The sequence below is a fragment of the Mycobacterium sp. NBC_00419 genome (genome assembly GCF_036023875.1).
Lineage (GTDB): Bacteria > Actinomycetota > Actinomycetes > Mycobacteriales > Mycobacteriaceae > Mycobacterium.
The window spans coordinates 5,377,363-5,403,557 of record NZ_CP107931.1; the positions used below are offsets into that span (position 1 = coordinate 5,377,363).

26 protein-coding genes are annotated in these 26,195 nt (G+C 67.6%); 18 read left to right on the forward strand and 8 right to left on the reverse strand.

Annotated features, from left to right (window positions below; genetic code table 11):
- Nucleotides 1-27: 27 nt before the first annotated feature.
- Nucleotides 28-2,121, reverse strand: a complete 2,094-nt coding sequence (tkt, locus tag OG976_RS25705) for a transketolase (RefSeq protein ID WP_328355547.1) — start codon at nucleotides 2,119-2,121, stop codon at nucleotides 28-30.
- 249 nt (nucleotides 2,122-2,370) lie between these two features.
- Between tkt and OG976_RS25710 the strand changes: the two genes are divergently transcribed.
- A complete protein-coding gene (locus OG976_RS25710; RefSeq protein WP_328355549.1) occupies nucleotides 2,371-3,300 on the forward strand; it encodes a heme o synthase in 930 nt (309 codons plus the stop codon).
- 71 nt (nucleotides 3,301-3,371) lie between these two features.
- Here OG976_RS25710 and OG976_RS25715 read toward each other — a convergent pair whose 3' ends face one another.
- Nucleotides 3,372-4,346, reverse strand: a complete 975-nt coding sequence (locus OG976_RS25715; RefSeq protein ID WP_328355552.1) for a quinone oxidoreductase family protein — start codon at nucleotides 4,344-4,346, stop codon at nucleotides 3,372-3,374.
- 30 nt (nucleotides 4,347-4,376) lie between these two features.
- Here OG976_RS25715 and OG976_RS25720 point away from each other — a divergent pair, with 30 nt between their 5' ends.
- Nucleotides 4,377-5,315: an ATP-grasp domain-containing protein gene (locus tag OG976_RS25720; protein WP_328364026.1), complete on the forward strand. Its 939-nt coding sequence runs from the start codon at nucleotides 4,377-4,379 to the stop codon at nucleotides 5,313-5,315.
- Here OG976_RS25720 and OG976_RS25725 read toward each other — a convergent pair.
- The 4 genes from OG976_RS25725 to mptB are packed head-to-tail and all read right to left on the reverse strand — an operon-like array spanning nucleotide 5,265 to nucleotide 9,681.
- Nucleotides 5,265-6,212, reverse strand: a complete 948-nt coding sequence (locus OG976_RS25725; RefSeq protein WP_442930393.1) for a COX15/CtaA family protein — start codon at nucleotides 6,210-6,212, stop codon at nucleotides 5,265-5,267. The genes OG976_RS25720 and OG976_RS25725 overlap by 51 nt on opposite strands.
- A gap of 60 nt (nucleotides 6,213-6,272) precedes the next feature.
- Entirely contained in the window at nucleotides 6,273-7,046 is a 774-nt protein-coding gene (locus OG976_RS25730) for an ABC transporter permease (RefSeq protein ID WP_328355555.1), read from the reverse strand.
- Complete coding sequence (locus OG976_RS25735) at nucleotides 7,043-7,975, reverse strand: ABC transporter ATP-binding protein (protein ID WP_328355557.1); 933 nt, start codon at nucleotides 7,973-7,975, stop codon at nucleotides 7,043-7,045. The genes OG976_RS25730 and OG976_RS25735 overlap by 4 nt, the downstream gene beginning before the upstream one ends.
- Nucleotides 7,972-9,681, reverse strand: a complete 1,710-nt coding sequence (gene mptB / locus OG976_RS25740; RefSeq protein ID WP_328355559.1) for a polyprenol phosphomannose-dependent alpha 1,6 mannosyltransferase MptB — start codon at nucleotides 9,679-9,681, stop codon at nucleotides 7,972-7,974. The genes OG976_RS25735 and mptB overlap by 4 nt, the downstream gene beginning before the upstream one ends.
- 75 nt (nucleotides 9,682-9,756) lie before the next feature.
- On the opposite strand from mptB, the gene OG976_RS25745 reads away from it, so the two are divergent.
- The 15 genes from OG976_RS25745 (at nucleotide 9,757) to OG976_RS25815 (ending at nucleotide 21,969) form a co-directional block, all read left to right on the forward strand.
- Entirely contained in the window at nucleotides 9,757-10,467 is a 711-nt protein-coding gene (locus tag OG976_RS25745; RefSeq protein ID WP_328355562.1) for a helix-turn-helix transcriptional regulator, read from the forward strand.
- Between the two features lie 61 nt (nucleotides 10,468-10,528).
- Nucleotides 10,529-11,971 carry a Fe-S cluster assembly protein SufB gene (sufB, locus tag OG976_RS25750; protein ID WP_328355565.1) on the forward strand — a complete coding sequence of 481 codons (1,443 nt, stop codon included), beginning with the start codon at nucleotides 10,529-10,531 and terminating at the stop codon, nucleotides 11,969-11,971.
- Nucleotides 11,971-13,182 carry a Fe-S cluster assembly protein SufD gene (sufD, locus tag OG976_RS25755; protein ID WP_328355568.1) on the forward strand — a complete coding sequence of 404 codons (1,212 nt, stop codon included), beginning with the start codon at nucleotides 11,971-11,973 and terminating at the stop codon, nucleotides 13,180-13,182. Before sufB ends, sufD begins: the two co-directional genes overlap by 1 nt.
- Nucleotides 13,179-13,952, forward strand: a complete 774-nt coding sequence (gene sufC / locus OG976_RS25760; RefSeq protein WP_328355571.1) for a Fe-S cluster assembly ATPase SufC — start codon at nucleotides 13,179-13,181, stop codon at nucleotides 13,950-13,952. Before sufD ends, sufC begins: the two co-directional genes overlap by 4 nt.
- 1 nt (nucleotide 13,953) lies before the next feature.
- Nucleotides 13,954-15,210, forward strand: coding sequence for a cysteine desulfurase (locus tag OG976_RS25765; RefSeq protein ID WP_328355574.1), 1,257 nt, complete (start codon nucleotides 13,954-13,956; stop codon nucleotides 15,208-15,210).
- 2 nt (nucleotides 15,211-15,212) lie between these two features.
- Nucleotides 15,213-15,677 (forward strand): Fe-S cluster assembly sulfur transfer protein SufU, encoded by a 465-nt coding sequence (sufU, locus tag OG976_RS25770; RefSeq protein ID WP_328355577.1) that lies wholly within the window; start codon nucleotides 15,213-15,215, stop codon nucleotides 15,675-15,677.
- On the forward strand, nucleotides 15,674-16,027 hold the full coding sequence (locus tag OG976_RS25775; protein ID WP_328355580.1) for a metal-sulfur cluster assembly factor: 354 nt from the start codon (nucleotides 15,674-15,676) through the stop codon (nucleotides 16,025-16,027). The genes sufU and OG976_RS25775 overlap by 4 nt, the downstream gene beginning before the upstream one ends.
- Before the next feature lie 8 nt (nucleotides 16,028-16,035).
- The gene (locus tag OG976_RS25780; RefSeq protein ID WP_328355583.1) at nucleotides 16,036-16,683 is read left to right on the forward strand and encodes a hypothetical protein; all 648 of its coding nucleotides are present in this window, start codon (nucleotides 16,036-16,038) and stop codon (nucleotides 16,681-16,683) included.
- A 20-nt stretch (nucleotides 16,684-16,703) separates the two neighbouring features.
- Complete coding sequence (locus OG976_RS25785; protein WP_328355586.1) at nucleotides 16,704-17,336, forward strand: RNA polymerase sigma factor; 633 nt, start codon at nucleotides 16,704-16,706, stop codon at nucleotides 17,334-17,336.
- Nucleotides 17,333-17,569 (forward strand): anti-sigma factor family protein, encoded by a 237-nt coding sequence (locus OG976_RS25790; protein WP_328355589.1) that lies wholly within the window; start codon nucleotides 17,333-17,335, stop codon nucleotides 17,567-17,569. Before OG976_RS25785 ends, OG976_RS25790 begins: the two co-directional genes overlap by 4 nt.
- A 48-nt stretch (nucleotides 17,570-17,617) precedes the next feature.
- The gene (locus OG976_RS25795; RefSeq protein WP_328355592.1) at nucleotides 17,618-18,736 is read left to right on the forward strand and encodes an NADH:flavin oxidoreductase; all 1,119 of its coding nucleotides are present in this window, start codon (nucleotides 17,618-17,620) and stop codon (nucleotides 18,734-18,736) included.
- 44 nt (nucleotides 18,737-18,780) lie between these two features.
- Entirely contained in the window at nucleotides 18,781-19,143 is a 363-nt protein-coding gene (gene trxA / locus OG976_RS25800; protein ID WP_328355595.1) for a thioredoxin, read from the forward strand.
- Between the two features lie 33 nt (nucleotides 19,144-19,176).
- Nucleotides 19,177-19,998 (forward strand): enoyl-CoA hydratase, encoded by an 822-nt coding sequence (locus OG976_RS25805; protein WP_328355598.1) that lies wholly within the window; start codon nucleotides 19,177-19,179, stop codon nucleotides 19,996-19,998.
- Between the two features lie 54 nt (nucleotides 19,999-20,052).
- Complete coding sequence (locus OG976_RS25810; RefSeq protein WP_328355601.1) at nucleotides 20,053-21,681, forward strand: ABC-F family ATP-binding cassette domain-containing protein; 1,629 nt, start codon at nucleotides 20,053-20,055, stop codon at nucleotides 21,679-21,681.
- Between the two features lie 96 nt (nucleotides 21,682-21,777).
- Nucleotides 21,778-21,969 (forward strand): helix-turn-helix domain-containing protein, encoded by a 192-nt coding sequence (locus OG976_RS25815; RefSeq protein WP_328355604.1) that lies wholly within the window; start codon nucleotides 21,778-21,780, stop codon nucleotides 21,967-21,969.
- Here OG976_RS25815 and OG976_RS25820 read toward each other — a convergent pair.
- Both OG976_RS25820 and OG976_RS25825 read right to left on the reverse strand, forming a co-directional pair.
- Nucleotides 21,966-22,535: a TetR/AcrR family transcriptional regulator gene (locus OG976_RS25820; RefSeq protein WP_328355606.1), complete on the reverse strand. Its 570-nt coding sequence runs from the start codon at nucleotides 22,533-22,535 to the stop codon at nucleotides 21,966-21,968. The two genes, OG976_RS25815 and OG976_RS25820, sit on opposite strands and share 4 nt — an antisense overlap.
- Nucleotides 22,536-22,559: 24 nt before the next feature.
- The gene (locus OG976_RS25825; RefSeq protein WP_328355608.1) at nucleotides 22,560-25,406 is read right to left on the reverse strand and encodes an aconitate hydratase; all 2,847 of its coding nucleotides are present in this window, start codon (nucleotides 25,404-25,406) and stop codon (nucleotides 22,560-22,562) included.
- Between the two features lie 187 nt (nucleotides 25,407-25,593).
- On the opposite strand from OG976_RS25825, the gene OG976_RS25830 reads away from it, so the two are divergent.
- A complete protein-coding gene (locus OG976_RS25830) occupies nucleotides 25,594-26,157 on the forward strand; it encodes an Rv1476 family membrane protein (RefSeq protein WP_328355610.1) in 564 nt (187 codons plus the stop codon).
- Nucleotides 26,158-26,195 lie beyond the last annotated feature (38 nt).

A 26,195-nucleotide genomic window follows, 5' to 3' on the forward strand; every position in this document is an offset into this window, starting at 1 on the left:
GACGGGTTCCTTGTGTGTAGTCGTCGGTCAGTTGTCGATTGCGCGTTCCGCAGCTGCCGCCACGGCTTCCGAGGTGAAGCCGAACTCGCGGAACAGCGTTTTGTCGTCGGCGGATTCGCCGTAGTGCTCGATGGAGATGATCTCGCCGGTGTCGCCGACGTACTTGTACCAACTCTGGGCGATGCCGGCTTCCACTGCGACGCGGGCCGACACATCCGGCGGCAGCACGCTGTCGCGGTACTCCTTCGGCTGCGCCTCGAACCACTCCACGCACGGCATCGACACCACGTAGGCCCGAATATCCTTCTCCGCCAGTATCTTCTGCGCCTCGACTGCCAGCTGGAGCTCCGATCCGGTGGCGATGATGATGACATCGGCGTCATCGGCGGGCTTGCCGCCGCCCAGCACGTACCCGCCGCGGGCGACACCCTCTGAGCTGGTGCCTTCCAGGACAGGGATGCCCTGGCGCGTCAGGATGAAACCAACCGGGCCGCTGCCGTTGCCGCGGGCGATGATCGAGCGCCACGCATAGGCGGTCTCGTTCGGATCGCCGGGGCGCACCACCGACAGCTTCGGGATCGCCCGCAACGCGGCCAGGTGTTCGATCGGCTGGTGTGTCGGCCCGTCCTCGCCGAGACCGATCGAGTCGTGCGTCCAGATGTAGATGGTGTCGATGTCCATCAGCGAGGCCAGTCGCACCGCCGGGCGCATGTAGTCGGAGAACTGCAGGAACGTGCCGCCGAACGCACGCGTCGGCCCGTGCAGCACGATGCCGGACAGGATCGAGCCCATGGCGTGTTCACGGATGCCGAAATGCAGCACCCGGCCGTACCAGTCGGCGGTGTAGTCCTTGGTCGAGATCGACGGCGGGCCGAACGACTTGACCCCGTTGATCGTGGTGTTGTTGCTGCCCGCGAGGTCTGCGGAGCCGCCCCACAATTCGGGCAGCTTGGGTGCGACGTCGTTGAGCACCTGGCCGAACGCCGCGCGGGTGGCCAGCGGTTTGGAACCCGGCTCCCAGTAAGTGATGTCGGCGTCCCAGCCCTCGGGCAGCTCCTCCGCGGTGAGCCGGTCCAGCAGCGCCTTGCGTTCCGGTTCGCGCGCGGCCCAGGCGTCGAAGTCGCCCTGCCACTTCTCGTGCGCCTCGCGGCCGCGGTCGACCAGCTTGCGGGTGTGGGTGATGACCTCGTCGCTCACCTCGAAGGTCTTGTCCGGGTCGAAACCCAGCACCTTCTTGGTGGCGGCGACCTCTTCGTCGCCGAGCGCCGAACCGTGCACACCGCCGGTGTTCATCTTGGTCGGTGCCGGGTAGCCGATGATGGTGCGCACCGCGATGAAGGAAGGCTTGTCGGTGACGGCCTTGGCGGCCTCGATGGCGTCCTCGATCCCGACGACGTTCTCGCCGCCCTCGACTTCCTGGACGTGCCAGCCGTAGGCCCGGTAACGCTCCAGGGTGTCCTCGGACAGCGCGATGTTCGTGTCGTGCTCGATCGAGATCTGGTTGCGGTCGTAGAAGACGATCAGATTCCCGAGCTGCTGGGTGCCCGCCAGCGAGGACGCCTCGCTGGTGACGCCCTCCTCGATGTCACCGTCGGAGGCGATGCAATAGATGTAGTGATCGAACGGGCTGGTGCCGGCCGCGGCGTCCGGGTCGAACAATCCGCGTTCGTAGCGCGCGGCCATCGCCATGCCGACCGCCGACGCGAGACCCTGCCCGAGCGGTCCGGTGGTGATCTCCACGCCGAGGGTATGGCGAAACTCCGGGTGCCCCGGGGTCTTGGAGCCCCAGGTGCGCAGCGACTCGATGTCGGACAGTTCCAGGCCGAACCCGCCCAGGTACAGCTGCAGATACAGCGTCAGGCTGCTGTGCCCGCACGACAGGATGAACCGGTCGCGGCCCAGCCAGTGGGTGTCGCTGGGATCGTGGCGCATCACCCGCTGGAACAGCGTGTAGGCCAACGGGGCCAGGCTCATCGCCGTCCCGGGGTGGCCGTTGCCGACCTTCTGCACCGCATCGGCGGCCAGGACCCGGACCGTGTCGACGGCACGTGAGTCGACCTCGGTCCAGTCATCGGGATGGTGCGGTTGGGTCAAAGCGGAAATCTGTTCGAGCGTGGTCACAAACTCACTCCTGCGTATTCAGGTTGGCTGGCAAGCTGGGCCTGCTTTCAGCCTAGTGCCGGATGATGGATCCCCGCACAGTGCTGCTGCCAGCAGCGTTACCGGCAGACGAAGATTTACTCGTCCGAGTGCCACACAGAGGTGAAATCGCCGTGAATCGCCCCTTGAGTTCCGGCGCAGGGGTGCCGCGGTCTACCATCGCCTGTAGTAGATCGTTGGCGTTGCCGCCGGTTGTCAGGAGTCAATTGCGTGAGAGTTCGCGAAGTGCACCTCGTCGAAGGGGCGCCGGTCCGGTTCCGCGACAGACTCCTGGGCTACCTCGCCCTGACCAAGCCGCGGGTGATCGAACTACTCCTGGTCACCACGATCCCGGCCATGCTGCTGGCGGGCCGGGGCACCGTTGACCCGCTGCTGATCCTCAACACCCTGTTCGGCGGCATGCTGGCCGCAGCGGGTGCCAATTCGCTGAACTGTGTGGCCGACGCCGACATCGACAAGCTGATGAAGCGCACCGAGCGCCGGCCGTTGGCCCGGGCCACCGTGCCGCGCAGCCACGCGCTGGTGTTCGGCCTGGCGCTGTCGGTGGCCTCGTTCTTCTGGCTGTGGTGGACCACCAACATGCTGTCGGCCCATCTCGCCGCCGCGACCATCGCGTTCTACGTGCTGGTCTACACGCTGCTGCTCAAGCGCCGCACCTCGCAGAACGTGGTGTGGGGCGGCGCGGCGGGCTGCATGCCGGTGATGATCGGCTGGTCGGCGGTGACCGGCACGATCGGCTGGCAGGCGCTGGTCATGTTCGCCATCATCTTCTTCTGGACGCCGCCGCACACCTGGGCGCTGGCGATGAAGTACAAGGACGACTACCGCGCCGCCGGTGTGCCGATGCTGCCCGTGGTGGCCACCGAAGAGCAGGTGACCAAGCAGATCGTCATCTACACCTGGTTGACCGTGCTGGCCACGCTGGCCCTGGTGCCCGCCACCGGCTGGCTGTACGCCTCGGTGGCCGCCCTGGCCGGAACATGGTTCCTGGTGATGGCACACCGGCTGCACGCCGGCGTGCGCCGCGGTAACCCGGTCAAGCCGCTGAAGCTGTTCCTGCAGTCGAACAACTACCTGGCGCTGGTGTTCGTCGCGCTGGCCGTCGACTCCGCGCTGGCCCTGCCGACGCTGTTCTCCTGACCGCGAGCGTGCGTGTCGGCTCGCCGACACGCCGCCTACGCGTACAGTTCGCGCACGCTCGCGCAACCGTCCTAGGGCAACAACACGATCGACCCCGTGGTCTTGCGGCCCTGTAGGTCGCGATGGGCCTGCTCGGCCTCGGCGAGGGGATAGCGCCCGCCCACGGTGATGGTGATCGACCCATCGGCAATCGCATCGAGTAGTTCGCCCGCCCGCCAGGCGAACTCATCCGGCGTGCGGGTGAAGTGTCCGAGGTTCGGCCGGGTCAGGTAGACCGAACCGGCAGCATTGAGCCGCTGCGGGTCCACCGGCGGCACCGGGCCACTGGAGGCGCCGAACAGCGCCAGCGTCCCGCGGACCGCCAGACTGGCCAGGCTGGCGTCGAATGTCGACTTGCCGACCCCGTCGTAGACGGCGGCCACTCCGTGACCCCCGGTCAGCTCCCGGATCCGCGCGCCGAACTCGGCGGGATCCTCCGGATAGTCGAGCACCTCGATCGCACCGGCCTGCCGCGACAACTCGGCCTTGTCGGGTGTCGAGGCGGTGGTGATCACGCGGGCGCCCAGGCTGGTCGCCCACTGGGTAAGGATCAGCCCGACGCCGCCGGCGCCGGCATGCACCAGCACCGTGTCGCGCGGTTGCACCTGGTACACCGACTTGATCAGATAGTGCGCCGTCATGCCCTTCAGCAGTGCCGAAGCCACCGCATCCGACTGCACCGAATCCGGTACATAGGCAACGAAATCGGCTGGTGCGGTGCAGAATTCGGCATAAGCACCGGCGGCGTTCGCCGTGACGACTCGGTCGCCCGGCGTGATCGCTGCGACATCGGCACCCACCGCGGCAACCGTCCCGCACACCTCGCTGCCGAGGACGAACGGCACCTCCCGGGGGTACTGCCCGGACCGGAAGTAGGTGTCGATGTAGTTGACGCCGATCGCGTCAGCCTGGATCAGAACCTCACTCGGGCCGGGGGAGGGCTTGTCCTTCTCGACATAGCGCAGGACCTCGGGACCGCCTGTCTCGGGGACTTCGATTGCGTGCATGTCACTATCATCCCCGGTGTGAAGCCGCCCGTGACGCTGGCACGTCCAGATCTGTTCCATCCCAAGATCGTGCTCGCCGGGTGCCCCCAACTGGTGGCCGGCGACGGCGACGACGACGGGTTGGTCGACGCGTTGCGCGCCCGCGGCCTGCACGCCCGCTGGCTGTCCTGGGACGACCCCGAGACCGAGGCTGCTGACCTGGTCATCCCGCGCGCCACCTGGGACTACGCCGAGCGGCGCGACGAGTTCCTGGCCTGGACCACCCGGGTGCGCAACCTGTTGAATGCGCCCGCGGTGGTCGCCTGGAACAGCGACAAGCGCTACCTCGACGACCTGGCCGCCGCCGGTGTGCCCACCCTGCCGTCGTACTTCTTCGCACCCGGTGACAAGGTGCGGCTGCCCAAGGGTGAGGTCGTCGTCAAGCCGGCGATCGGGGCCGGGTCGATCGACACCCGCCGGTTCACCGACCGGTCGGCGGCGCGCGCCCACGCGGGCGCCCTGCAGGACAGCGGACGCTCGGTGCTGGTGCAGCCGTACGACGTCCGCGTGGAGGCCGGTGAGACCGCTCTGGTGTTCCTCGGCGGTGAGCAGTCGCACGCGTTCACCAAGGGGCCGATGCTGCCGCCGGAAGGCACGCTGCCTGAACTCGACGAGTCGGGCACCTTCGCCGCGGAGTCGCTGACGGGTGCCGACCCGGACTTCGCGATGTGGGATGTGGGTTATGCCGCACTCGAGGCGGCCACCGGACACCTGGGCATCACGCCTGGCGAGCTGTTGTATGCGCGGGTCGATCTGATCGGTGGTCCCGATGCGCCGGTCCTGCTCGAACTCGAGCTGATCGAGCCGTCGCTGGGCTGGCGTCAGCTCGGCGAGGAGGTCAGAAGCGCGCAGCAGCGCAGGTTCGCGCTGTGCGTGGAATCAGCGTGCGAGCGTCTTGGGCTCGGTCCGCTGTCGCATCGACGCCCATAACGCGGCGGTGGCCGCCGTGCAGGCGGCCGCTCCCGCGACGTGCAGGGCCACCAGTGCGGCAGGAACGCCGGTAAAGAACTGGATGGCCCCGAGCAAGCCCTGAGCGATCACCAGGGCGATCAGCACGGCGAGTCGTTTCATGATCAGGCGCGGGGCGTAGACGGCGAACAGGCCGGCGCCAAGGCCGATCAGCAGCGACAGATAGATGAATAGGAACGTCGAGTGCGCGTGGACCAGTGTGGTGATCTCCACCTCGAGTCGGGGAACGACTCGCTGCGGGCTCTTGTCGCCGGCGTGCGGCCCGGCGGCGGTCACGGTGGTGCCGGTGACCAGCGTCGCTGACAACGCGAGCGCGCTCAGTAAAGTCAAGTGCCGCAACGGTTTCGGAACCAACGCGGTGGGGATCCCCTCGTCGGGCTCGCCGATCTTGACGTAGAGCAGGGTGGCCAGCCAGACCATCAGCATCGAGGTCAGCATGTGGATGGCCACGGTCCACCACAGCAGGCCGGTCAGCACGGTGATCCCGCCGATCACCGCCTGCAGGACGGTGGATGCCGGCATCAGCCAGGCGTAGACGAGCACCTCGCGCCGGCGCCGCGCCCGGGTGACGGCCAGCACCGCCAGGATCGCGGTGATCACCACCAGGAACGTGATCATCCGGTTGCCGAACTCCACCGCCTGGTGGATGCCGGGCACCTCGGGGTGGGGTTGGGGGGTGAAGCTGCCGGGGAAGCACTGCGGCCAGGTGGGGCAGCCGAGCCCCGATGCCGTCACCCGCACGATCGCGCCGGTGACCGCGATACCGGCCTGGGTCAGCAGCACCGCGGCGGCGATGATGCGCTGGGTGCGCAGGCTGGGTAGTGGAAGTAAGTCCACCAACCGCAGGAATAACCGCACGGCCCGATCGTAGAGGACTGCGAACTACCGCCCGTAGTAGGGCCGGGCTGAGGTGCAGGCTCAGGTGAAGCGGAACCAGCGCAGCGCCGCGAGCGCCGACACCCCGCCCCACACCGCGAGCACCGCGATCCCGAACCAGTCGACTGACAGCGACATCGCCCGGGTCAGCGCTTCGGTCAGCGCCCCCGACGGCGTCAGCCGGGCCACCCAGGAGACCGCGCGCGGCACGGCGCCGGTCTCCAGGGTGAGCGCCCCGAGTCCGGCGAAGACGAACCACAGCAGGTTGGCCACGGCCAGGACGATCTCGGCCCGCAGCGTCCCGCCGAGCAGCAGACCCATCGCCGCGAAGCCCGCGGTGCCCAGCGCGATGATGACCGCCCCGAGCAGCAGGCCAACCGGGTGCGGTCGCCAGCCCAGCGCCAGGCCGATCCCGCCGAGCAGCAGGGCCTGCAGGAACACCACCGACACGACGGCCAGCGACTTGCCCGCGATGATGCCCCACACCGGCAGTGCGGTGGCGCCGAGACGTTTGAGCGCGCCGTAGCGGCGGTCGAAGGCCACCGCGATCGCCTGGCCGGTGAACGCCGTCGAGATCACCGCCAGCGCCATGATCATCGGCACGAAGACGTCCACCCGGTGTTCGCCGAAGGAGCCCAGCGGCAGCAGCGTGAGGCCGATCAGCAAGGTGATGGGGATGAACATCGTCAGGAGCAGCTGTTCGCCGTTGCGCAGCAATAACTTCAGCTCCAGGCCGTACTGGGCGGCCAGCATCTTCGGGACGGTGTTCGGCCGGGGATCAGGACGGAAGGTACCGGCGGGGAAGAGGTCGGTCATGAGCGCAGCTCCTTACCGGTCAGCTCGAGGAACACGTCCTCGAGGCTGCGCTGCTCGACGCGGACATCTGTGGCCAGCACATTGAGCCGGGCGCACCATGCGGTCACCGTCGCCAGAACCTGCGGGTCGATGTCACCCTCGACGAGGTACTCGCCGGCGGAGATCTCCTTGGCTGTGTAGTTCTCCGGCAGCGCGGACATCAGCAGCGTCAGGTCGAGGCGCCGCGGCGCGGTGAACCGCAGCTGCCCCTCTGCGCCGTTGTGCATCAGGTCGGCAGGCGTCCCGGAGGCCACCGACGAGCCGTGGTCGATGATGACGATCCGGTCGGCCAGCTCCTCGGCCTCCTTGAGCTGATGCGTCGTCAGCACCACCGTCACGCCGTCGCGGCGCAGGGCGTCGATCAGCTCCCACACCACCAGTCGGGCGTGGGCGTCCATCCCCGCGGTGGGCTCGTCGAGGAACACCAATTCGGGCCTGCCGACCAGCGCGCAGGCCAGCGCGAGTCGCTGCTGCTGACCGCCCGAGAGCCGGCGGTAGGTCGTGCGGGCGGCGTCGGTGAGCCCGAGGGTGTCCAGCAGCCAGTCGGGGTCGAGGGGATCAGCGGCGTAGGAGGCGACGAGCTTCAGCATCTCGCCGGCCTTGGCCGCCGGGTAGCCGCCGCCGCCCTGGAGCATCACCCCGACGCGTTCGCGCACCCGCGCGTTGTCGGCGACCGGGTCCAGGCCGAGCACCGAGATGGTGCCCGCGTCAGGGCGCACGAAGCCCTCGCACATCTCGACCGTGGTGGTCTTACCCGCGCCGTTGGGGCCGAGCAGTGCCAGCACTTCGGCCGCGTGCACGTCAAGGTCGAGGTTCGAGACGGCTGTCGTCGACCCGTAGCGTTTGGTGACCCCGCGCAGCCGCACGGGGATTTCGGAGCCGGAACTCACGGGGACTCAGCGTAGGCGTCCGGCGCCGGACGTGGCGTGGCCGGTTGCGTCGGCGGCGGGTCGGGCTCCTGACCGCTGAACGTTTCGGTGGTGCCGGGCACCTTGCGCCAGGGCAGCTGGTTGAGCGTCAGGGCGATCAGCAGCACCACGATCACGGTGCTGGCCACCGTGGCATCGACGATCTGGAACAGGGCGAAGCGGTCGCCGTTGGCGGTGGGTCCGAAGATGCCAACGATCAAGGTCACCGCGATGGTGGCGATGCGGAAACCCGGGCGGGTGGCCCAGGCGGCCAGCGGGATGATCGCCCACAGCAGGTACCAGGGCTGCACGACAGGGAACAGCAGGACCGTCGCACCGAGCGCGACGCCGAGCCCGCCGACCGGGTGCAGCCGACCGCGCAGGACGGCCAGCAGCAGCCAGGTAACGGTGATGGTGATGATCAGCACACCAATGGCGCGGGTCAGTGAGAGCACGGCGGTGGTGTGGTCGCCCAGGCCGAGCAGAATCCCGACCTGGCCGGTGCCCAGCGCCAGCAGCGTCGGCGGGGACATCCAGCTGCGGACCACGTTGGCGGTGCCGAGTGTGAAGATCCAACCGAATCCCAGCCCGCTGGCCCAGCCGATGACGGCCATCACCACCAGCGAGATGCTCAGCATGAAGGTGCTGGCGAGCAGGAAGGGCTTGACGGTGCCGCCCCACCGGTGCGCCAGGGCCATCGCCACGAATCCCAGCGCCAGCAGGCCCGGCAGCTTGACCTGCGACGACATCGTGATCAGCACGGCGCCGGTGATGAGCATGGCCAGCGGCGTCCACGCCGCCCAGCCGTCCCGGCCGTGCGGCCAGCGCAGCGGGCGGGGTAGCAGCGTCTTGGCTGAGTCGATCCCGCGCAGCGCGAATTCGGTGCCGGTCAACATCAGGCCCAGCATGAGCGCCTCGTTGTGGATTCCCGCGACCAGGTGCATCAGCAGCAGCGGATTGGCCGCGCCCAGCCACAGCGCACTGACTTCGGCGACACCGCACCGGCGGGCCAGCCTCGGCACGGCCCAGACGATCAGGCTGACCCCGATCAGCACCATCAGGCGGTGACTGAGCACGGCTGCGACGATGTTCTCTCCGGTGAGCGCGGAGATGCCGCGGCCGATCCACAAGAACAGCGGCCCGTAGGGCGCCGGCGTCTCACGCCAGAGGCTGGGCACCGACAGGGTGAAGACGTGGTCCAGGCCAAGCCCCGGCGCCGGGCCGACCTTGTACGGGTTGAGCCCGATCCGGGAGATCTGGCTCTGGGCCAGGTAGGAATAGACGTCCTTGGAGTACATCGGCGGGGCGATCAGCAGCGGCACCATCCACAGCATCAGGGTGTGGTCGAGCTGGCTGCGCGACATCCGCCGCGGCCCGAGGGTGAAGCGGCCCAGCATCAGCCAGGCCAGCGCCATCATGACCGCACCGGTGGTGGTCATCGTCAGCGAGACGGTCTGGATGCGTGAGGGCAGGTTGAGCAGCCGGACGCCGAAGGTGGGGTCCTGCACGACCGGCCGGGCACCGGCGCCCAGCGCCCCGATACCCATCAACACGGTGCCGGTGGCGCCGAAGAGCCGGGTGCGGCGCATGGCGCGCATTTCGGCGGGGTTCAGGGGTGGCGCCACAGTCCGTTCGTCGCCGTGCAGGCGGGCGATCGAAACGCTCAGGGAGTGTTGGCGGGCTGCCACCACAGCACTCTAACCGCCAGGGGGTTTACCGCCCGAGGCCGCTGAGGGTGCCCTTGCTGGACATGGCGCGCCGAATTGCGTCACACTGGTGTTGTGGAAATCCCGTCCGACGTCTCTCCGGTGCCCGCTGCGGCCCCGGCGGCACACGACGGCCAGACGCGACGCGCCATCGTGCAGCTGCTGCTGGAGTCGGGATCGATCACCGCCGCCGAGATCGGGCAGCAGCTGGGAATCTCCGCCGCCGGGGTGCGCCGTCACCTCGACGCGCTCATCGAGGGCGGTGACGCCGAGGCGCAGGCGGCGGCGTCCTGGCAGCAGGTCGGTCGCGGCAGGCCCGCCAAGCGCTACCGGCTGACCCCGGCCGGCCGCGCCAAACTGGAGCACACCTACGACGACCTGGCGTCGGCGGCGATGCGGCAGCTTCGGGAGATTGGTGGCGAGGAGGCGGTGCAGACGTTCGCGCGCCGTCGCATCGACAGCATCCTGGCCGGAGTCACCGGCGGCCCCGACGACGTCGAGTCGACGGCCGAGCGGGTGGCCGGTGCGCTGAGTAAGGCCGGCTACGTCACCACCACGACCAAGGTGCGCGGACCGATCCAGGGCATCCAGATCTGCCAGCATCACTGCCCGGTATCGCATGTGGCAGAAGAGTTTCCGGAATTGTGCGAGGCCGAGCAGCAGGCCATGTCGGAGATCCTCGGCACCCATGTCCAACGGCTGGCGACGATCGCCAACGGTGACTGTGCCTGCACCACTCACGTACCGCTGAACCCGGCACAACCGTAGAGCTTCACCTTCGGCGCACAGCCCCGCGCCGAAGCCACCACAACGCCGAAGGAGCGTCGCCATGACACTCACACCGGACACCAAGCCGGCCGAGCCGCTGACTCAGGACGAGGCCATCGCCTCGCTGGGCACCTACGGCTACGGCTGGTCGGACTCCGACGTCGCCGGTGCCAGCGCCCAGCGCGGCCTGTCCGAGGCGGTGGTGCGCGACATCTCGGCGAAGAAGAGCGAGCCCGAATGGATGCTCGACATGCGGCTCAAGGCACTGCGCACGTTCGAGAAGAAGCCGATGCCGAACTGGGGATCGAACCTCGAAGGCATCTTCTTCGACAACATCAAGTACTTCGTGCGCTCCAGCGAAAAGCAGGCCGCGACGTGGGATGACCTGCCCGCCGACATCAAGAACACTTACGACCGGCTCGGTATCCCGGAGGCGGAGAAGCAGCGCCTGGTCTCCGGTGTGGCCGCGCAGTACGAGTCCGAGGTCGTCTACCACTCCATCCGCGAGGACCTCGAGGCCCAGGGCGTCATCTTCCTGGACACCGACACCGCGCTGAAGGAACACCCGGAACTCTTTAAGAAGTACTTCGGCACCGTGATCCCGGCCGGGGACAACAAGTTCTCGGCGCTCAACACCGCGGTGTGGTCCGGCGGGTCGTTCATCTACGTGCCCAAGGGTGTCCACGTCGACATCCCGCTCCAGGCCTACTTCCGGATCAACACCGAGAACATGGGCCAGTTCGAGCGCACGCTGATCATCGCTGACGAGGGCTCCTACATCCACTATGTGGAAGGCTGCACCGCGCCGATCTACAAGAGCGACTCGCTGCACTCCGCGGTCGTCGAGATCATCGTCAAACCCGGTGCACGGGTGCGGTACACGACGATCCAGAACTGGTCGAACAATGTTTACAACTTGGTCACCAAGCGGGCCCGCGCCGAGGCCGGCGCCACCATGGAGTGGGTCGACGGCAACATCGGCTCGAAGGTCACCATGAAGTACCCGGCGGTCTGGATGACCGGCGAGCACGCCAAGGGTGAGGTCCTCTCGGTGGCGTTCGCCGGCGAAGGCCAGCATCAGGACACCGGCGCCAAGATGGTCCACCTGGCCCCGAATACGAGCAGCAACATCGTCTCCAAGTCGGTGGCCCGCGGCGGTGGCCGCGCCTCCTACCGTGGTCTGGTCCAGGTCAACAAGGGAGCGCACGGATCACGCTCGAGCGTGAAATGCGATGCGCTGCTTGTCGACACGATCAGCCGCAGCGATACCTATCCCTATGTCGACATCCGCGAGGACGACGTCACCATGGGGCATGAGGCCACTGTGTCCAAGGTCAGCGCCGATCAGCTGTTCTACCTGATGAGCCGCGGCATGACCGAGGACGAGGCCATGGCCATGGTGGTGCGCGGCTTCGTCGAGCCGATCGCCAAGGAGCTGCCGATGGAGTACGCCCTGGAACTCAACCGGCTGATCGAACTGCAGATGGAAGGCGCTGTCGGCTGATGAACAACCTCAGCGAGGCGGTCGAGGGCTCGCGCCTCACCGCCGCCAACCCCGGCTCAACGTTGGCTGCCGCCAACAAAGGCGAGCAGTTCGCCTCCTTCGACGTCGACGCCTTCGAGGTTCCCGGCGGCCGCGACGAACTCTGGCGGTTCACCCCGCTCAAGCGTCTTCGTGGATTGCACAACGGGTCTGCGCCTGCTACGGGTAACGCACAGATCAGCGTCTCCGAGCAGCCTGGCGTGACGGTCCAGACCGTGCGCCGCGGCGACGAGCGGCTCGGCCAGGGTGGCGTGCCTTCCGATCGTGTTGCCGCGCAGGCTTTCTCGTCATTCAACGAGGCGACCGTTGTCACTGTCGCGCGCGGAACACAGCTCGCAGCTCCGGTCGAGATCGCTGTCACGGGTCCCGGCGAGGGTGCCACCGCTTACGGCCACCTGCAGATCCGCGCCGAGGAGCTCGCCGAGGCCGTCGTGGTGATCGACCATCGCGGCAGCGGCACCTACGCCGACAACGTCGAGTTCGTCGTCGCCGACGCCGCCCGGCTGACCGTCGTGTGGATCGCCGACTGGGCCGACGACGTGGTGCATGTCAATGCCCAGCACGTCCGACTCGGCAAGGACGCGGTGCTGCGGCATGTCGCCGTCACCCTCGGCGGCGAGGTGGTCCGCATGGCGGCCACCGTGCGTTACGACGGGCCCGGCGGCGACGCCGAGTTGCTCGGGCTGTACTTCGCCGACGAGGGTCAGCACCTGGAGTCGCGGCTTCTGGTCGACCACGCACGGCCGAACTGCAAGTCCAATGTGCTCTACAAGGGTGCGCTGCAAGGCGATCCGGACTCCAAGAAGCCCGACGCCCACACGGTGTGGGTCGGCGACGTCCTGATCCGCGCCGAGGCCACCGGAACCGACACCTTCGAGGTCAACCGCAACCTGGTGCTGACCGACGGTGCCCGCGCCGACTCGGTGCCCAACCTCGAGATCGAGACCGGCGAGATCGTCGGGGCCGGGCACGCCAGTGCCACCGGCCGTTTCGACGACGAACAGCTGTTTTATCTGCGGGCTCGCGGCATCCCCGAGGACCAGGCCCGCCGGCTCGTGGTCCGGGGGTTCTTCGGCGAGATCATCGCCAAGATCGCCGTGCCCGACATCCGTGACCGCCTGACCGACGCCATCGAACGCGAACTCGCCATCAGCGAAGAGAGAACACAGTGAGCACTCTGGAAATCAAGGACCTTCACGTCAGCGTCGCGAACGAGGACGGCACCGCCAAGGAGATCCTCAAAGGCGTCAACCTGACCGTGAACTCGGGGGAGACCCATGCCGTCATGGGCCCCAACGGATCCGGCAAGTCGACGCTGTCCTACGCCATCGCCGGACACCCCAAGTACGACGTGACGTCGGGGTCCATCACGCTCGACGGCGAGGACGTCCTGACGATGAGCGTCGACGAGCGCGCCCGCGCCGGCCTGTTCCTGGCCATGCAGTACCCGGTGGAGGTGCCGGGGGTGTCGATGTCGAACTTCCTGCGCACCGCCGCCACCGCTGTGCGCGGTGAGGCCCCCAAGCTGCGGCTGTGGGTCAAAGAGGTCAAGGCCGCGATGACCGACCTCGGCATCGATCCGCAGTTCGCCGAACGCAGCGTCAACGAGGGATTCTCGGGCGGCGAGAAGAAGCGCCACGAGATCCTGCAACTGGGCCTGCTCAAGCCCAAGATCGCCATCCTCGACGAAACTGACTCCGGTCTGGACGTCGATGCGCTTCGGGTGGTCAGCGAAGGTGTCAACCGGTACGCCGAAGCCGAGCACGCCGGCGTCCTGCTGATCACCCACTACACCCGCATCCTGCGCTACATCCAGCCGCAGTTCGTGCACGTCTTCGTCGACGGCCGCATCGTCGCCTCCGGTGGGGCAGAGCTCGCCGACGAACTCGAAGAGAACGGCTACGAGCGCTTCACCCAGCAGGCTGCACCAGCGGGAGCATGACGTGACCGCCTCGGTAGATCTTGACGTCACGGATCTGGTCAAGATCCGCGCCGACTTCCCGATTCTGAGCCGGGTAATGCGGGGCGGACACCAGTTGGCGTATCTGGACTCCGGGGCGACCTCGCAGAAACCACTGCAGGTTCTTGACGCCGAGCGCGACTTCCTGACCCAGCACTACGGCGCCGTGCACCGCGGCGCCCATCAGCTGATGGAGGAGTCCACCGACGCCTACGAGCAGGGTCGCGCAGACATCGCATCGTTCGTCGGCGCCGCCCCTGATGAGCTGACCTTCACCAAGAACGCCACCGAGGCGCTCAACCTGGTGTCGTATGTGTTGGGCGACAGCCGCTTCGAGGGCGCTGTCGGGCCCGGCAACGTCATCGTCACCACCGAGCTGGAGCATCACGCGAATCTGATCCCCTGGCAGGAACTGGCGCGGCGCACCGGCGCCACGCTCAAGTGGTACGGCGTCACTGATGACGGCAACGTCGACCTGGACTCGCTGGAGCTCGATGAGCGGGTGAAAGTCGTTGCCTTCACCCATCATTCCAATGTCACCGGCGCGGCACCCTCGGTTGCCGAGATGGTCGGGCGCGCCAGGGCGGTCGGGGCACTGACGGTCCTCGACGCCTGCCAGTCGGTGCCGCACCAGCCCGTGGACTTCGGTGCCCTCGGCGTCGACTTCGCCGCGTTCTCCGGCCACAAGATGCTGGGCCCCACCGGAATCGGTGCCCTGTACGGCCGCGCGGAGCTGCTCAACAGTCTGCCGCCGTTCCTGACCGGCGGATCGATGATCGAGACCGTGACGATGGAGGGCGCCACCTACGCGCCCGCGCCGCAGCGTTTCGAGGCCGGCACCCAGATGATCTCGCAGGTGGTCGGATTGGCCGCCGCCGCACGGTATCTCGACGCCATCGGCATGCCGGCGGTGGCCGCCCACGAGCATCGGCTGGTGGCCGCTGCGCTCGAGGGCCTCGCCGACATCCCCGGCGTGCGGATCATTGGGCCCACCACCGCCTCGCAGCGCCACTCACCGGTGGCGTTCGTGGTCGACGGCGTGCACGCCCACGACGTGGGTCAGGTGCTCGACGACGACGGTGTCGCGGTGCGGGTGGGGCATCACTGCGCGTGGCCGCTGCACCGCCGGTTTGGCGTCGCCGCCACCGTGCGCGCATCGTTTGCGGTGTACAACACCCTCGACGAGGTGGACCGGCTGGTCGCCGGTGTACGTCGGGCGATCGACTTCTTTGGTGGGTAGGAATGCGACTCGAGCAGATGTACCAGGAAGTGATCCTGGACCACTACAAACGCCCGCACCACCGCGGGCTGCGCGACCCTTACGGCGCCGAGGTCTACCACGTCAACCCCACCTGCGGTGACGAGGTGACGCTGCGGGTGGCGTTGTCGCCGGACGGTGAACTCGTCGAAGACGTGTCCTATGACGGCCAGGGCTGTTCGATTAGCCAGGCTGCCACCTCGGTGCTCACCGACCAGGTGATCGGCCAGAGCGTCGGTGATGCGCTCAAGACGGTCGCCGCGTTCGCCGAGATGGTCTCGTCGCGCGGCACCATCGAGGGCGATGAGGACGTGCTCGGCGACGGTGTGGCCTTCGCCGGTGTGTCGAAATATCCCGCGCGAGTGAAATGCGCGCTGCTGGGCTGGATGGCGTTCAAAGATGCGGTGGCGCAGGCCTCGCATCGACAAGACCTGGAGGACAAGAAGTGAGCGAAGAAACCAGCGCGACCGTCTCCGAGGAGCTCCTGGCCGACATCGAGGAGGCCATGCGCGACGTCGTCGACCCTGAACTCGGGATCAACGTCGTCGACCTGGGCCTGGTGTACGGCATGAACGTCGAGAAGGGCGACACCGGCACGGTGGCCCTGATCGACATGACGTTGACCTCGGCGGCGTGCCCGCTCACCGACGTCATCGAGGACCAGACGCTCAACGCGCTGGTCGGCGCCGGACTGGTCAACGAGGCCAAGATCAACTGGGTATGGAACCCGCCGTGGGGACCGGACAAGATCACCGAGGACGGCCGCGAGCAACTGCGCGCACTCGGGTTCACGGTCTAGGCGGGGGCGTGGCGGTGAGTGGGTCGGCCTCCATCGTCGCGACCCGGCGTCAGCTGCACGGCGTCGCCGAAAGTCTCATCGCCGGGCCGCAGTACCGCACCGCCGGCACCATCCGCCTTGCCGTGCGCCCCGACGGCTTCACCGCGACGGCGGTATCGCTCGCGGTGCACGGCACCACCTTGTCGTGGTCCGACGGTTCGGCACCGCTGGCCGGCCCGGTCGCCACGCTGGTGGCGAGCGCCGGGCTGGATTTCGGTCCGCCGCCCGACGAGGTGTACCACCCGGTCGCGCCGCTGGAGCTCGACACCGTTCTCGATCTCGACGCCGGTGCCGCCGATGTGCTTTACCGCAGCCTCTACGCCGGAGGATTCGCCATCAAAACCGTTCTGCCCGAAGCGCATCCGGTTCTGTGGCCGGAACACCTCGACGTAGCCGCGACCCACGACGAGGTCAATTACGGCGTCTCCGCCGGCGACGACGACCATCCGTTGCCCTATGCCTATGTCGGCCCGTGGGATTTCGCGACCAGCCCGCGCACCGGTGCGTTGTGGAACGCGTCCTTCGGCGCCGTCCATTCGCTGGATCTCGGCGCTGACGTCGATGCACTGGCGGTCCGGATCGCCGATTTCTTCCGTGCCGCACAGTCGCATCTCTAGGTCGCTAGCATCTGCAGTCGATGACCGGTGCCGGGGATGAGTCTGCTGTGATCGCGGCGCTACGCGCCCGCGATGAGGCGGTGTTCGCCCGGCTGGTCGACGAGCACACCCCGGCGCTGCTGCGGGTCGCCCGCGGTTATGTGCCCAGTCGCGAGATCGCCGAAGAGGTGGTCCAGGAGACGTGGATCGCGCTGGTGAAGGGGATCGACAAATTCGAAGGCCGATCCTCGCTGCGCACCTGGCTCTTCGCTGTGCTCATCAATATCGCCAAGGCGCGTGGCATTCGGGAACGCCGCAGTGACGACGCCGAGATCGCCGCGTTCACCGGCTCGACCGTCGAGGCCGCCCGTTTCCGGCCGCCGGGGCAGCGCTGGGCAGGCCACTGGAAGAGCGGAGAAGAGCCGTCGCCGTTCCCTGACACGCCCGAGGGGTCGGTTCTGGGCCGCGAACTCGCCGATGTCGCGCGGGCGGTGCTGGACACACTGCCCGAGCGGCAACGGCAGGTGGTGACGATGCGCGACATGCTGGGCTTCGATTCCGCCGAGGTCTGTGACCTCCTTGACATCAGTGTCGCCAACCAGCGGGTACTGCTGCATCGCGGCCGGGCCGCCGTCCGGCAGGCACTCGAGGTCTATCTGTCGGAGCGCCCATGACACCGTTGATATGTGACGAACTCGTCGAGCTGGTCACCGCGTACCTCGACGGCGCGCTGGACTCCGACACCCGGGCCCGGTTCGACCTGCACCTTGCCGAGTGCGACGGCTGCGAGAACTACCTGCAGCAGTTCCGCGGCACGGTGAGCACCCTGGGCCGCATCGAGCGCGACGACCTCGACCCCGATTTTCGGAACCGGCTGATGCAGGCTTTCCGGGATTTCACGGACTGACGGCTGCCCCGGGAATGGCACCCGCTGCTATCGGTGTTGACTAGCGTCATGACCGAAGACGTTCGAGTGCAGGAACTGTTCGCGCCGCTGACAATCGGCTCGCTGACCCTCCGCAACCGGTTCGCGATGGCCCCGATGACGCGGGCGGCCTCGCCGGGCGGCATCCCCGGACCCGACGTGGCCGAGTACTACGCGCGCCGCGCGGCCGGCGGAACCGCGCTCGTCATCACCGAAGGGGTGCGGATGCCGCACCCGGCCGCCGGCTGGCCCGACGCCATCCCCGAACTCGACGGAGCAGAGGTGCTGCGGGGTTGGCGTGCGGTCACCGATGCCGTGCACAGCGAAGGCGGTGCTATCGCGGCGCAGCTGTGGCATCAGGGTGTGGCTCGCGGCGAGCACGACGGTGACACCCCTGAGCAACTGCCGGTCAGCCCGTCGGGTCTCGATGTGCTCGGCAATCCGGTCGGCCGCGCATTGGCGACCGAGGAACTGCCCGCGGTGGCCCAGGCTTTTGCACTCGGCGCCCGCAACGCCCGCGACGCCGGGTTCGACGCAGTCGAAATCCACGGTGCACACGGTTACCTGCTCGACCAATTCCTCTGGGCGGAAACGAATCACCGCACCGACGGCTACGGCGGCTCCCTGGAAGCGCGCACCCGGTTCCCGGCCGAGGTCGTCGCCGCCGTGCGGGCCGCGGTAGGCCCGGAGTTCCCGATCATCTACCGCTTCTCGCAGTGGAAGATGAACCGCTACGACGCCGCGATCGCCCAGACCGGCGCCGAACTCGAGCGGGTGCTCGGCCCGCTCGTCGACGCCGGGGTCGACATCCTGCACCCGTCGACCCGGCGCCATTACCTGCCCGGCTTCCCGGACGAGGACCCCCAACTGAGCCTGGCCGGCTGGACCAAGAAGCTGACCGGGCTGCCGGTCATCGCGGTCGGGTCGGTCGGCCTGGAAACCGAGTTCAAACCCGGCGAGCCCGGCGGGACGATCCCGCCGGCGCCGGTGGACCGGCTGCTCGACCAGTTCGACGCCGGCGAGTTCGACATCATCGCCGTCGGGCGCGCGCTGCTGGCCGACCCAGCCTGGGTGAACCACCTGCGTGAGGGTGCCCTCGACGAGTTCGCCGGATTCGATGCGGCGACCGCGCTGTCCCGTTTGTACTGATTCCCGCAGGGAACACACCGGACCTACCTGACGTTAGGATTTTCGTGGCTACTCGAGACCTCACCGCAGACGAATTCAACGACACCATCACCGGAAACGACATCGTGCTTGTCGACTTCTGGGCGACCTGGTGTGGACCGTGCCGTGCCTTCGCGCCGACGTTCTCCGCCTCGTCCGAGAAGCACCCCGACGTGGTGTTCGCCAAGGTCGACACCGAGGCCGAGCAGCAGCTGGCCGCGGCCGCCGAGATCCGCTCGATCCCGACGTTGATGGCGTTCAAGAAGGGCAAGTTGGTGTTCAACCAGGCCGGCGCACTGCCGCCCGCCGCCCTCGAAGATCTCATCCGGCAGGTCAAGGAGTTCGACATCGACGCCGCCGCCGCGCAAGCCGAAGCCGAGGACGTCTAACTAACCCGGCCGGGCACGCGATAGCGTGCAACCGTGATTCGTGACACTGGCTTCGTCCTCGTCGAACAACCGCAACCGCACATCGCGCTCGTCACCCTGAACCGCCCGGAGCGGATGAACTCCATGGCGTTCGACGTGATGGTTCCTCTCAAAGAGGTGCTTAACGAGCTGACCTACGACACGTCGGTACGCGTCGTCGTCCTGACCGGGGCCGGGCGCGGCTTCTCCTCGGGTGCCGACCACAAGTCGGCGGGTGCGGTGCCGCATGTGGCGGGTCTCACCCGCCCCTCTTACGGTCTGCGCTCGATGGAACTGCTCGACGATGTGATTCTCGCCATGCGCCGGCTGCATCAGCCGATCATCGCCGCGGTCAACGGCGCGGCGATCGGCGGCGGGCTGTGCCTGGCATTGGCCGCCGACATCCGGGTCGCCGCCAACGACGCCTACTTCCGCGCCGCCGGCATCAACAACGGCCTGACCGCCAGCGAACTGGGGCTGAGCTACCTGCTACCACGGGCGATCGGCTCATCGCGGGCCTTCGAGATCATGCTGACCGGTCGTGACGTCGACGCCCAGGAGGCCGAGCGGATCGGTCTGGTGTCCACGCAGGTGCCCTCCGAGGACCTGCTGCCGACCTGCTATGAGATGGCCGCGCGGATCGCGGGGTTCTCCCGGCCCGGCACCGAACTGACCAAGCGCACGCTGTGGACGGGACTGGACGCCAGTACCCTGGAGGGGCACATGCAGGCCGAGGGCCTCGGGCAGCTCTACGTGCGCCTGCTTACCGCCAACTTCGAAGAGGCGGTCGCCGCGCGCGCCGAGAAGCGGGCCCCGGTCTTCACCGACGAGAAATAGAGCCTCAGTGGCAGCAGCGACGCGGCCCGGGGGAACGTAGAGGAGATAGGCAGCGTGATTACCGCAACGGACCTCGAGGTCCGCGCCGGCGCGCGCACGCTGCTGCTCGCCGAGGGCCCGGCGCTGCGGGTGCAGCCCGGTGATCGCATCGGTCTGGTCGGGCGCAACGGCGCCGGCAAGACGACGACGATGCGGATCCTTGCCGGTGAGGGCGAGCCCTACGCCGGGACGGTGGTGCGGTCGGGGGAGATCGGCTACCTGCCACAGGATCCCCGCGAAGGTGACCTCGACATGCTGGCGCGCGACCGGGTGCTCTCGGCGCGCGGCCTCGACACGCTGGTGGCCGATCTGGAGAAGCAGCAGGCGTTGATGGCCGAGGTGGTCGACGACGCCGCGCGCGACAAGGCGGTGCGGCGCTACGGCGTCCTCGAGGAGCGATTCGCCTCGCTCGGCGGATATGCCGCCGAGAGCGAGGCCGGCCGCATCTGTGCGAGCCTGGGTCTGCCGGAACGCGTCCTGACCCAGCCGTTGCGGACGTTGTCCGGTGGGCAGCGCCGCCGCGTCGAGCTGTCCCGCATCCTGTTCGCCGCCTCTGATACCGGTTCCGGATCAGCGACCACGCTGTTGCTCGACGAGCCGACCAACCACCTCGATGCCGACTCCATCGGCTGGCTACGTACCTTCCTGCACAACCACACCGGTGGGCTCGTGGTCATCAGCCACAACGTCGAACTCCTCGCCGATGTGGTCAACCGGGTGTGGTTCCTCGATGCGGTGCGCGGCGAGGCCGACGTCTACAACATGGGTTGGCAGAAGTACCTCGACGCCCGCAGCACCGACGAGCAGCGCCGCCGCCGCGAACGTGCCAACGCCGAGAAGAAGGCCTCCGCGCTGCGCACCCAGGCCGCCAAGATGGGCGCCAAAGCCACCAAAGCCGTTGCCGCACAGAACATGCTGCGCCGTGCCGAGCGCATGATCTCCGAACTCGACGCCGAGCGGGTGGCCGACAAGGTCGCCAAGATCAGGTTCCCCACGCCGGCGGTCTGCGGGCGGACGCCGTTGGTGGCCAAGGGGTTGACCAAGACGTACGGCTCGTTGGAGATTTTCACCGGCGTCGACCTGGCGATCGACAAGGGTTCGCGCGTCGTCGTGCTCGGTCTCAACGGTGCGGGCAAGACCACGCTGCTCCGGATCCTGGCAGGCGTGGAGAAAGCCGATGCCGGTGCCATCGAACCGGGTCACGGGCTCAAGCTCGGCTACTTCGCGCAGGAACACGACACCATCGACGGCGGCGCGACGGTCTGGGAGAACATCCGCCACGCGGCGCCCGACACCGGCGAGCAGGAGCTGCGTTCACTGCTCGGCGCGTTCATGTTCAGCGGTCCGCAACTCGACCAACCGGCGGGCACGCTGTCCGGCGGCGAGAAGACCCGGCTCGCGCTGTCCGGCCTCGTCGCTTCCACCGCCAACGTGCTGCTGCTCGACGAACCGACCAACAACCTGGACCCGGCATCCCGCGAGCAGGTGCTCGATGCCCTGCGCAGCTACGTCGGCGCGGTTGTCCTGGTCACACACGACCCCGGCGCCGCCGAGGCGCTGGACCCGCAGCGGGTGGTCCTGCTGCCCGATGGCACCGAGGACTACTGGTCGGACGACTACCGGGACCTCATCGAGCTCGCCTGACAACGGGCGCAAACCGTTTCGGCCGTTTCGGCCACATCCCCGATGAGCACTTCTACGCTGTGGAGCGTGGGGGCAGCTGAACCGGGGAGGGTGTCGATGAGAAAGCCGAACCAAGCTCGTGACCAGATGGTCAACGACTTGCGCCATGCGTATGAGGGTGGTGCCAGTATTCGAACCCTGGTCGCGTCCACCGGCCGGTCGTACGGCTCCATCCACGCGATGCTGCGCGAGTCGGGCGCCGCGATGCGCAGCCGCGGCGGCCCCAACCACCGGACCCGCGCGCGCTAGTCGGTGTCGGCCCGCACGGAGGCCTCGACCACGTCGAGAACCGCCGACAGACGGGCCGGATCCTCACCCGCAGCCAACCGGGCCACCAGCCCGTCGAGCACCAGATCCAGGTAGCACTGCAACACATCCCTGGGCACGTCGTCGCGTAGCCGGCCGGCCTGCTCCTGCCGGTGCAGCCGGTCGCTGGTGGCCGCCGACAACTCCGCGGAACGCTCTGCCCAGCCCCGGTTGAACACCGGGTCGTTGCGCAGCTTGCGGGCGATCTCCAAACGCGTTGCCAGCCAATCGAATTGGTCTGGCGCAGCGAGCATGTCCCGCATCACCTGGATCAGGCCCTCGCGCGAGGCCACCTCGGCCATCCGCTCGGCGTCCTCGCGGGCCAGCTCGAAGAACAACGTGTCCTTGTCGCGGAAGTGGTGAAAGATCGCACCACGCGACAGACCGATGGTCTGTTCGAGCCGGCGCACGGTCGCCTTGTCATACCCGTACTGGGCGAAGCAGCGTCGTGCGCCGGCGAGGATCTGGCGGCGGCGGGCCGCCAGATGATCCTCGCTGACCCGGGGCATCTCCTGGTCCGATCGATGTCCGGTCTAGCCGGCCCGCAACATGTTGCGCAGTACGTACTGCAGGATCCCGCCGTTGCGGTAGTAGTCCGCCTCGCCGGGGGTGTCGATGCGCACCACCGCGTCGAACTCCACCGCACTCCCATCGGCCTTAGTCGCCTTGACGTGCACCGTCTTCGGCGTCTTGCCCGTGTTGAGTTCCTCGATCCCGGTGATGTCGAAGACCTCGGTGCCGTCGAGCTTGAGGGAGGCCGCCGACTCCCCGGCGGGGAACTGCAGCGGGATCACACCCATGCCGATCAGATTGGAGCGGTGGATGCGCTCGAAGGACTCCGTGATCACCGCCCGCACCCCGAGAAGGCTCGTGCCCTTGGCCGCCCAGTCGCGCGACGAGCCGGAGCCATACTCCTTGCCGCCCAACACCACCAGAGGGATTCCCGCCTTCTGGTAGTTCTGCGAGGCGTCGTAGATGAACGCCTGCGGGCCGTCGGGCTGGGTGAAGTCGCGGGTGTAGCCGCCGGAGACATCGTCGAGCAGTTGGTTCTTCAACCGGATGTTCGCGAACGTGCCGCGGATCATCACCTCGTGGTTACCGCGCCGGGAGCCCAGCGAGTTGAAGTCCTCGGGCTTGACGCCATTGGCTTCGAGGTACTGGGCGGCCGGGGTGCCCTTCTTGATGCTGCCGGCCGGCGAGATGTGGTCTGTGGTGACCGAATCACCAAGCAGAGCAAGAACTCTCGCGCCGGTGATGTCGTTGACCGGTTGCGGATCGGCCGGCATCCCGTCGAAGTACGGCGCCTTGCGCACGTAGGTCGAGGCGTCATCCCACTCGAAGGTGTTGCCCGCCGGCGTCGGCAGGTTGCGCCAGCGCTCGTCGCCCTTGAAGACGTCGGCGTAGCTGCTGGTGAACATGTCGCGGTTGATCGAGGAGGCGATGGTGTCCGCGATCTCCTTCTGGGTGGGCCAGATGTCCTTGAGGAACACGTCGTTGCCGTCGGTGTCTTTGCCCAGGGGATCGGACTCGAAGTCGAAGTCCATAGTGCCCGCGATGCCGTAGGCGATGACCAGCGGCGGGGACGCCAGGTAGTTCATCTTGACGTCGGGGGAGATGCGGCCCTCGAAGTTCCGGTTGCCCGAGAGCACCGCGGTCACCGAGAGGTCGTTGTCGTTGATGGCCTTCGAGATCTCCTCGGGCAGCGGACCGGTGTTGCCGATGCACGTCGTACAGCCGTAGCCGCCCAGGTAGTAGCCGAGCTTCTCCAGGTACGGCCACAGGCCGGCCTTGGTGTAGTAGTCGGTGACCACCTGCGAGCCGGGTGCCATGTTGGTCTTGACCCACGGCTTGGAGGTCAGCCCCTTCTCGACGGCCTTCTTGGCCAGCAGTGCCGCGCCGAGCATCACCGACGGGTTGGAGGTGTTGGTGCACGAGGTGATACCGGCGACCACGACCGCGCCGTGGTCGAGCACGAACTCGCCGTGCTCGGCCGTCTTCACGAAGACCGGCTTGGACGGCCGGCCCGAGGAGCCGTTGGCGGCCGAAGGCCGCGCATCGACCGCGCCGTCGTCGGCGAAGGACAGCGACACCGGGTCGCTGGCCGGGAACGACTCCTCGACGGCCTCGTCCAGCTTGGTCTCCGGCGCCGGGTGGTTCTCCTCGACGTAGTTGTGGATGTCCTTGCGGAACGCGGTCTTGGCGTCGGTGAGCTCGATGCGGTCTTGCGGACGCTTGGGCCCGGCGATCGACGGCACCACGGTGGACAGGTCCAGCTCCAGGTACTCGGAGAAGGCCGGCTCCTTGTCGGCGTCGTGCCACATGCCCTGTTCCTTGGCGTAGGCCTCGACCAGGGCCAGCTGCTCCTCGGTGCGCCCGGTCAGCCTCAGGTAGTTGATGGTCTCCTCGTCGATCGGGAACATCGCTGCGGTCGAACCGAATTCGGGGCTCATGTTGCCCAGCGTGGCGCGGTTGGCCAGCGGCACCTCCGCGACGCCCTTGCCGTAGAACTCGACGAACTTGCCGACCACACCGTGCTTGCGCAGCATGTCGGTGACGGTGAGCACGACGTCGGTGGCGGTGACGCCCGGCTTGATCTCACCGGTCAGCTTGAAGCCGACGACGCGGGGGATGAGCATCGACACCGGCTGGCCCAGCATGGCGGCCTCGGCCTCGATACCGCCGACGCCCCAGCCGAGCACGCCCAGGCCGTTCTCCATCGTGGTGTGGCTGTCGGTGCCGACGCAGGTGTCCGGGTAGGCGACCTGGATCTCATCCCGCCCAGCTCCGCCCGCCCGACCGCGCGTCATCACGACGCGGGCCAGGTATTCGATGTTGACCTGGTGCACGATGCCGGTGCCCGGGGGAACCACCTTGAAGTCGTCGAACGCGCCCTGGCCCCAGCGCAGGAACTGGTAGCGCTCGCCGTTGCGCTGATATTCGAGTTCGACATTGCGCTCGAACGAGTCTGCGCCGCCGAAGAAGTCGAGGATCACCGAGTGGTCGATGACCATCTCGGCGGGGGAGAGCGGGTTGACCTTGTCCGGGTCGCCGCCGAGTGCGGTGACGGCCTCACGCATGGTGGCCAGGTCGACGATGCAGGGCACACCGGTGAAGTCCTGCATCAGCACGCGGGCGGGGGTGAACTGGATCTCGATGCTCGGCTCGGCCGAGGGATCCCAATTGGCGATCGCCTGGATGTGGTCTTTGGTGATGTTGGCGCCGTCTTCGGTGCGAAGCAGGTTCTCCGCGAGCACCTTGAGGCTGTAGGGAAGCTTCTCGGTGCCGGGTACCGCGTCGAGACGGTAGATCTCGTAGCTGTTGTCGCCGACCTTCAGGGTGTCGCGCGCTCCAAACGAATTCAGTGAATCATTGCTGCTCACATCAACTCCCGGCGTTGTCTTCGATGCCGACGGGCTGTGTCGACACCGGTCTCGATACTAACAGTACGTTTGTCCTGCAAAGCTGGTGGGCTCCTGTCGGCGCACGCCGGTGGAGCCTGGTACCAGTCTTGTCGCACTCGGCGCGTGGTGCCACCCCGAACGTCCTCGCGAGGTACGGTCTGGGATCGTGACGATTCCGCACGCGCCGACATATATACCGGTGGAAGTGTGCAGCAGTGTCGGGCTCGACCCGGCAACGCCGCTGGACCAATGCATGGCCACCGTGCAAGCCGATGTGGCCAAGGACGGGGTGGCCGCGCCTGCCGCGGATGCCGGGGAACTGCAGAAGATCGTCGCGGCGGCCAAGCAGAAGGGCATCGACCTCAAGGTCGTCGTGATGGAGAAGAGCCCGCCCATCGACACCCCGTTGCGCGATATCGCCACTGAGATCGGTCAGGCCAACCCCGACTCCACGGTGCTCGTCCTGAGCCCCGGCTGGGCCGGCACGTACAGCTCCGGTTTCGACCGGGTGATCCTCGAGGCCGGCCAGGATGTGGCCAAGGTGGCGCCGAACCCGGTGGTCGGGACGCAGGCATTCGTCGACCAGTTGGAAACGCCCGATTTCTCCTGGATGGGATTAACGGTCGCATTGGTCGTCGGGGTCGCCGCAGCGGCGGTATTGACCCGAGTTCTGCAGCGTCGAGCGGCGCATACGCGAAATAGCGAAAGCGCTCCTGAGCTGCGAAAATAGCCAACTCTGGCAAATCAATAAGATTACTTTTCGGCAAC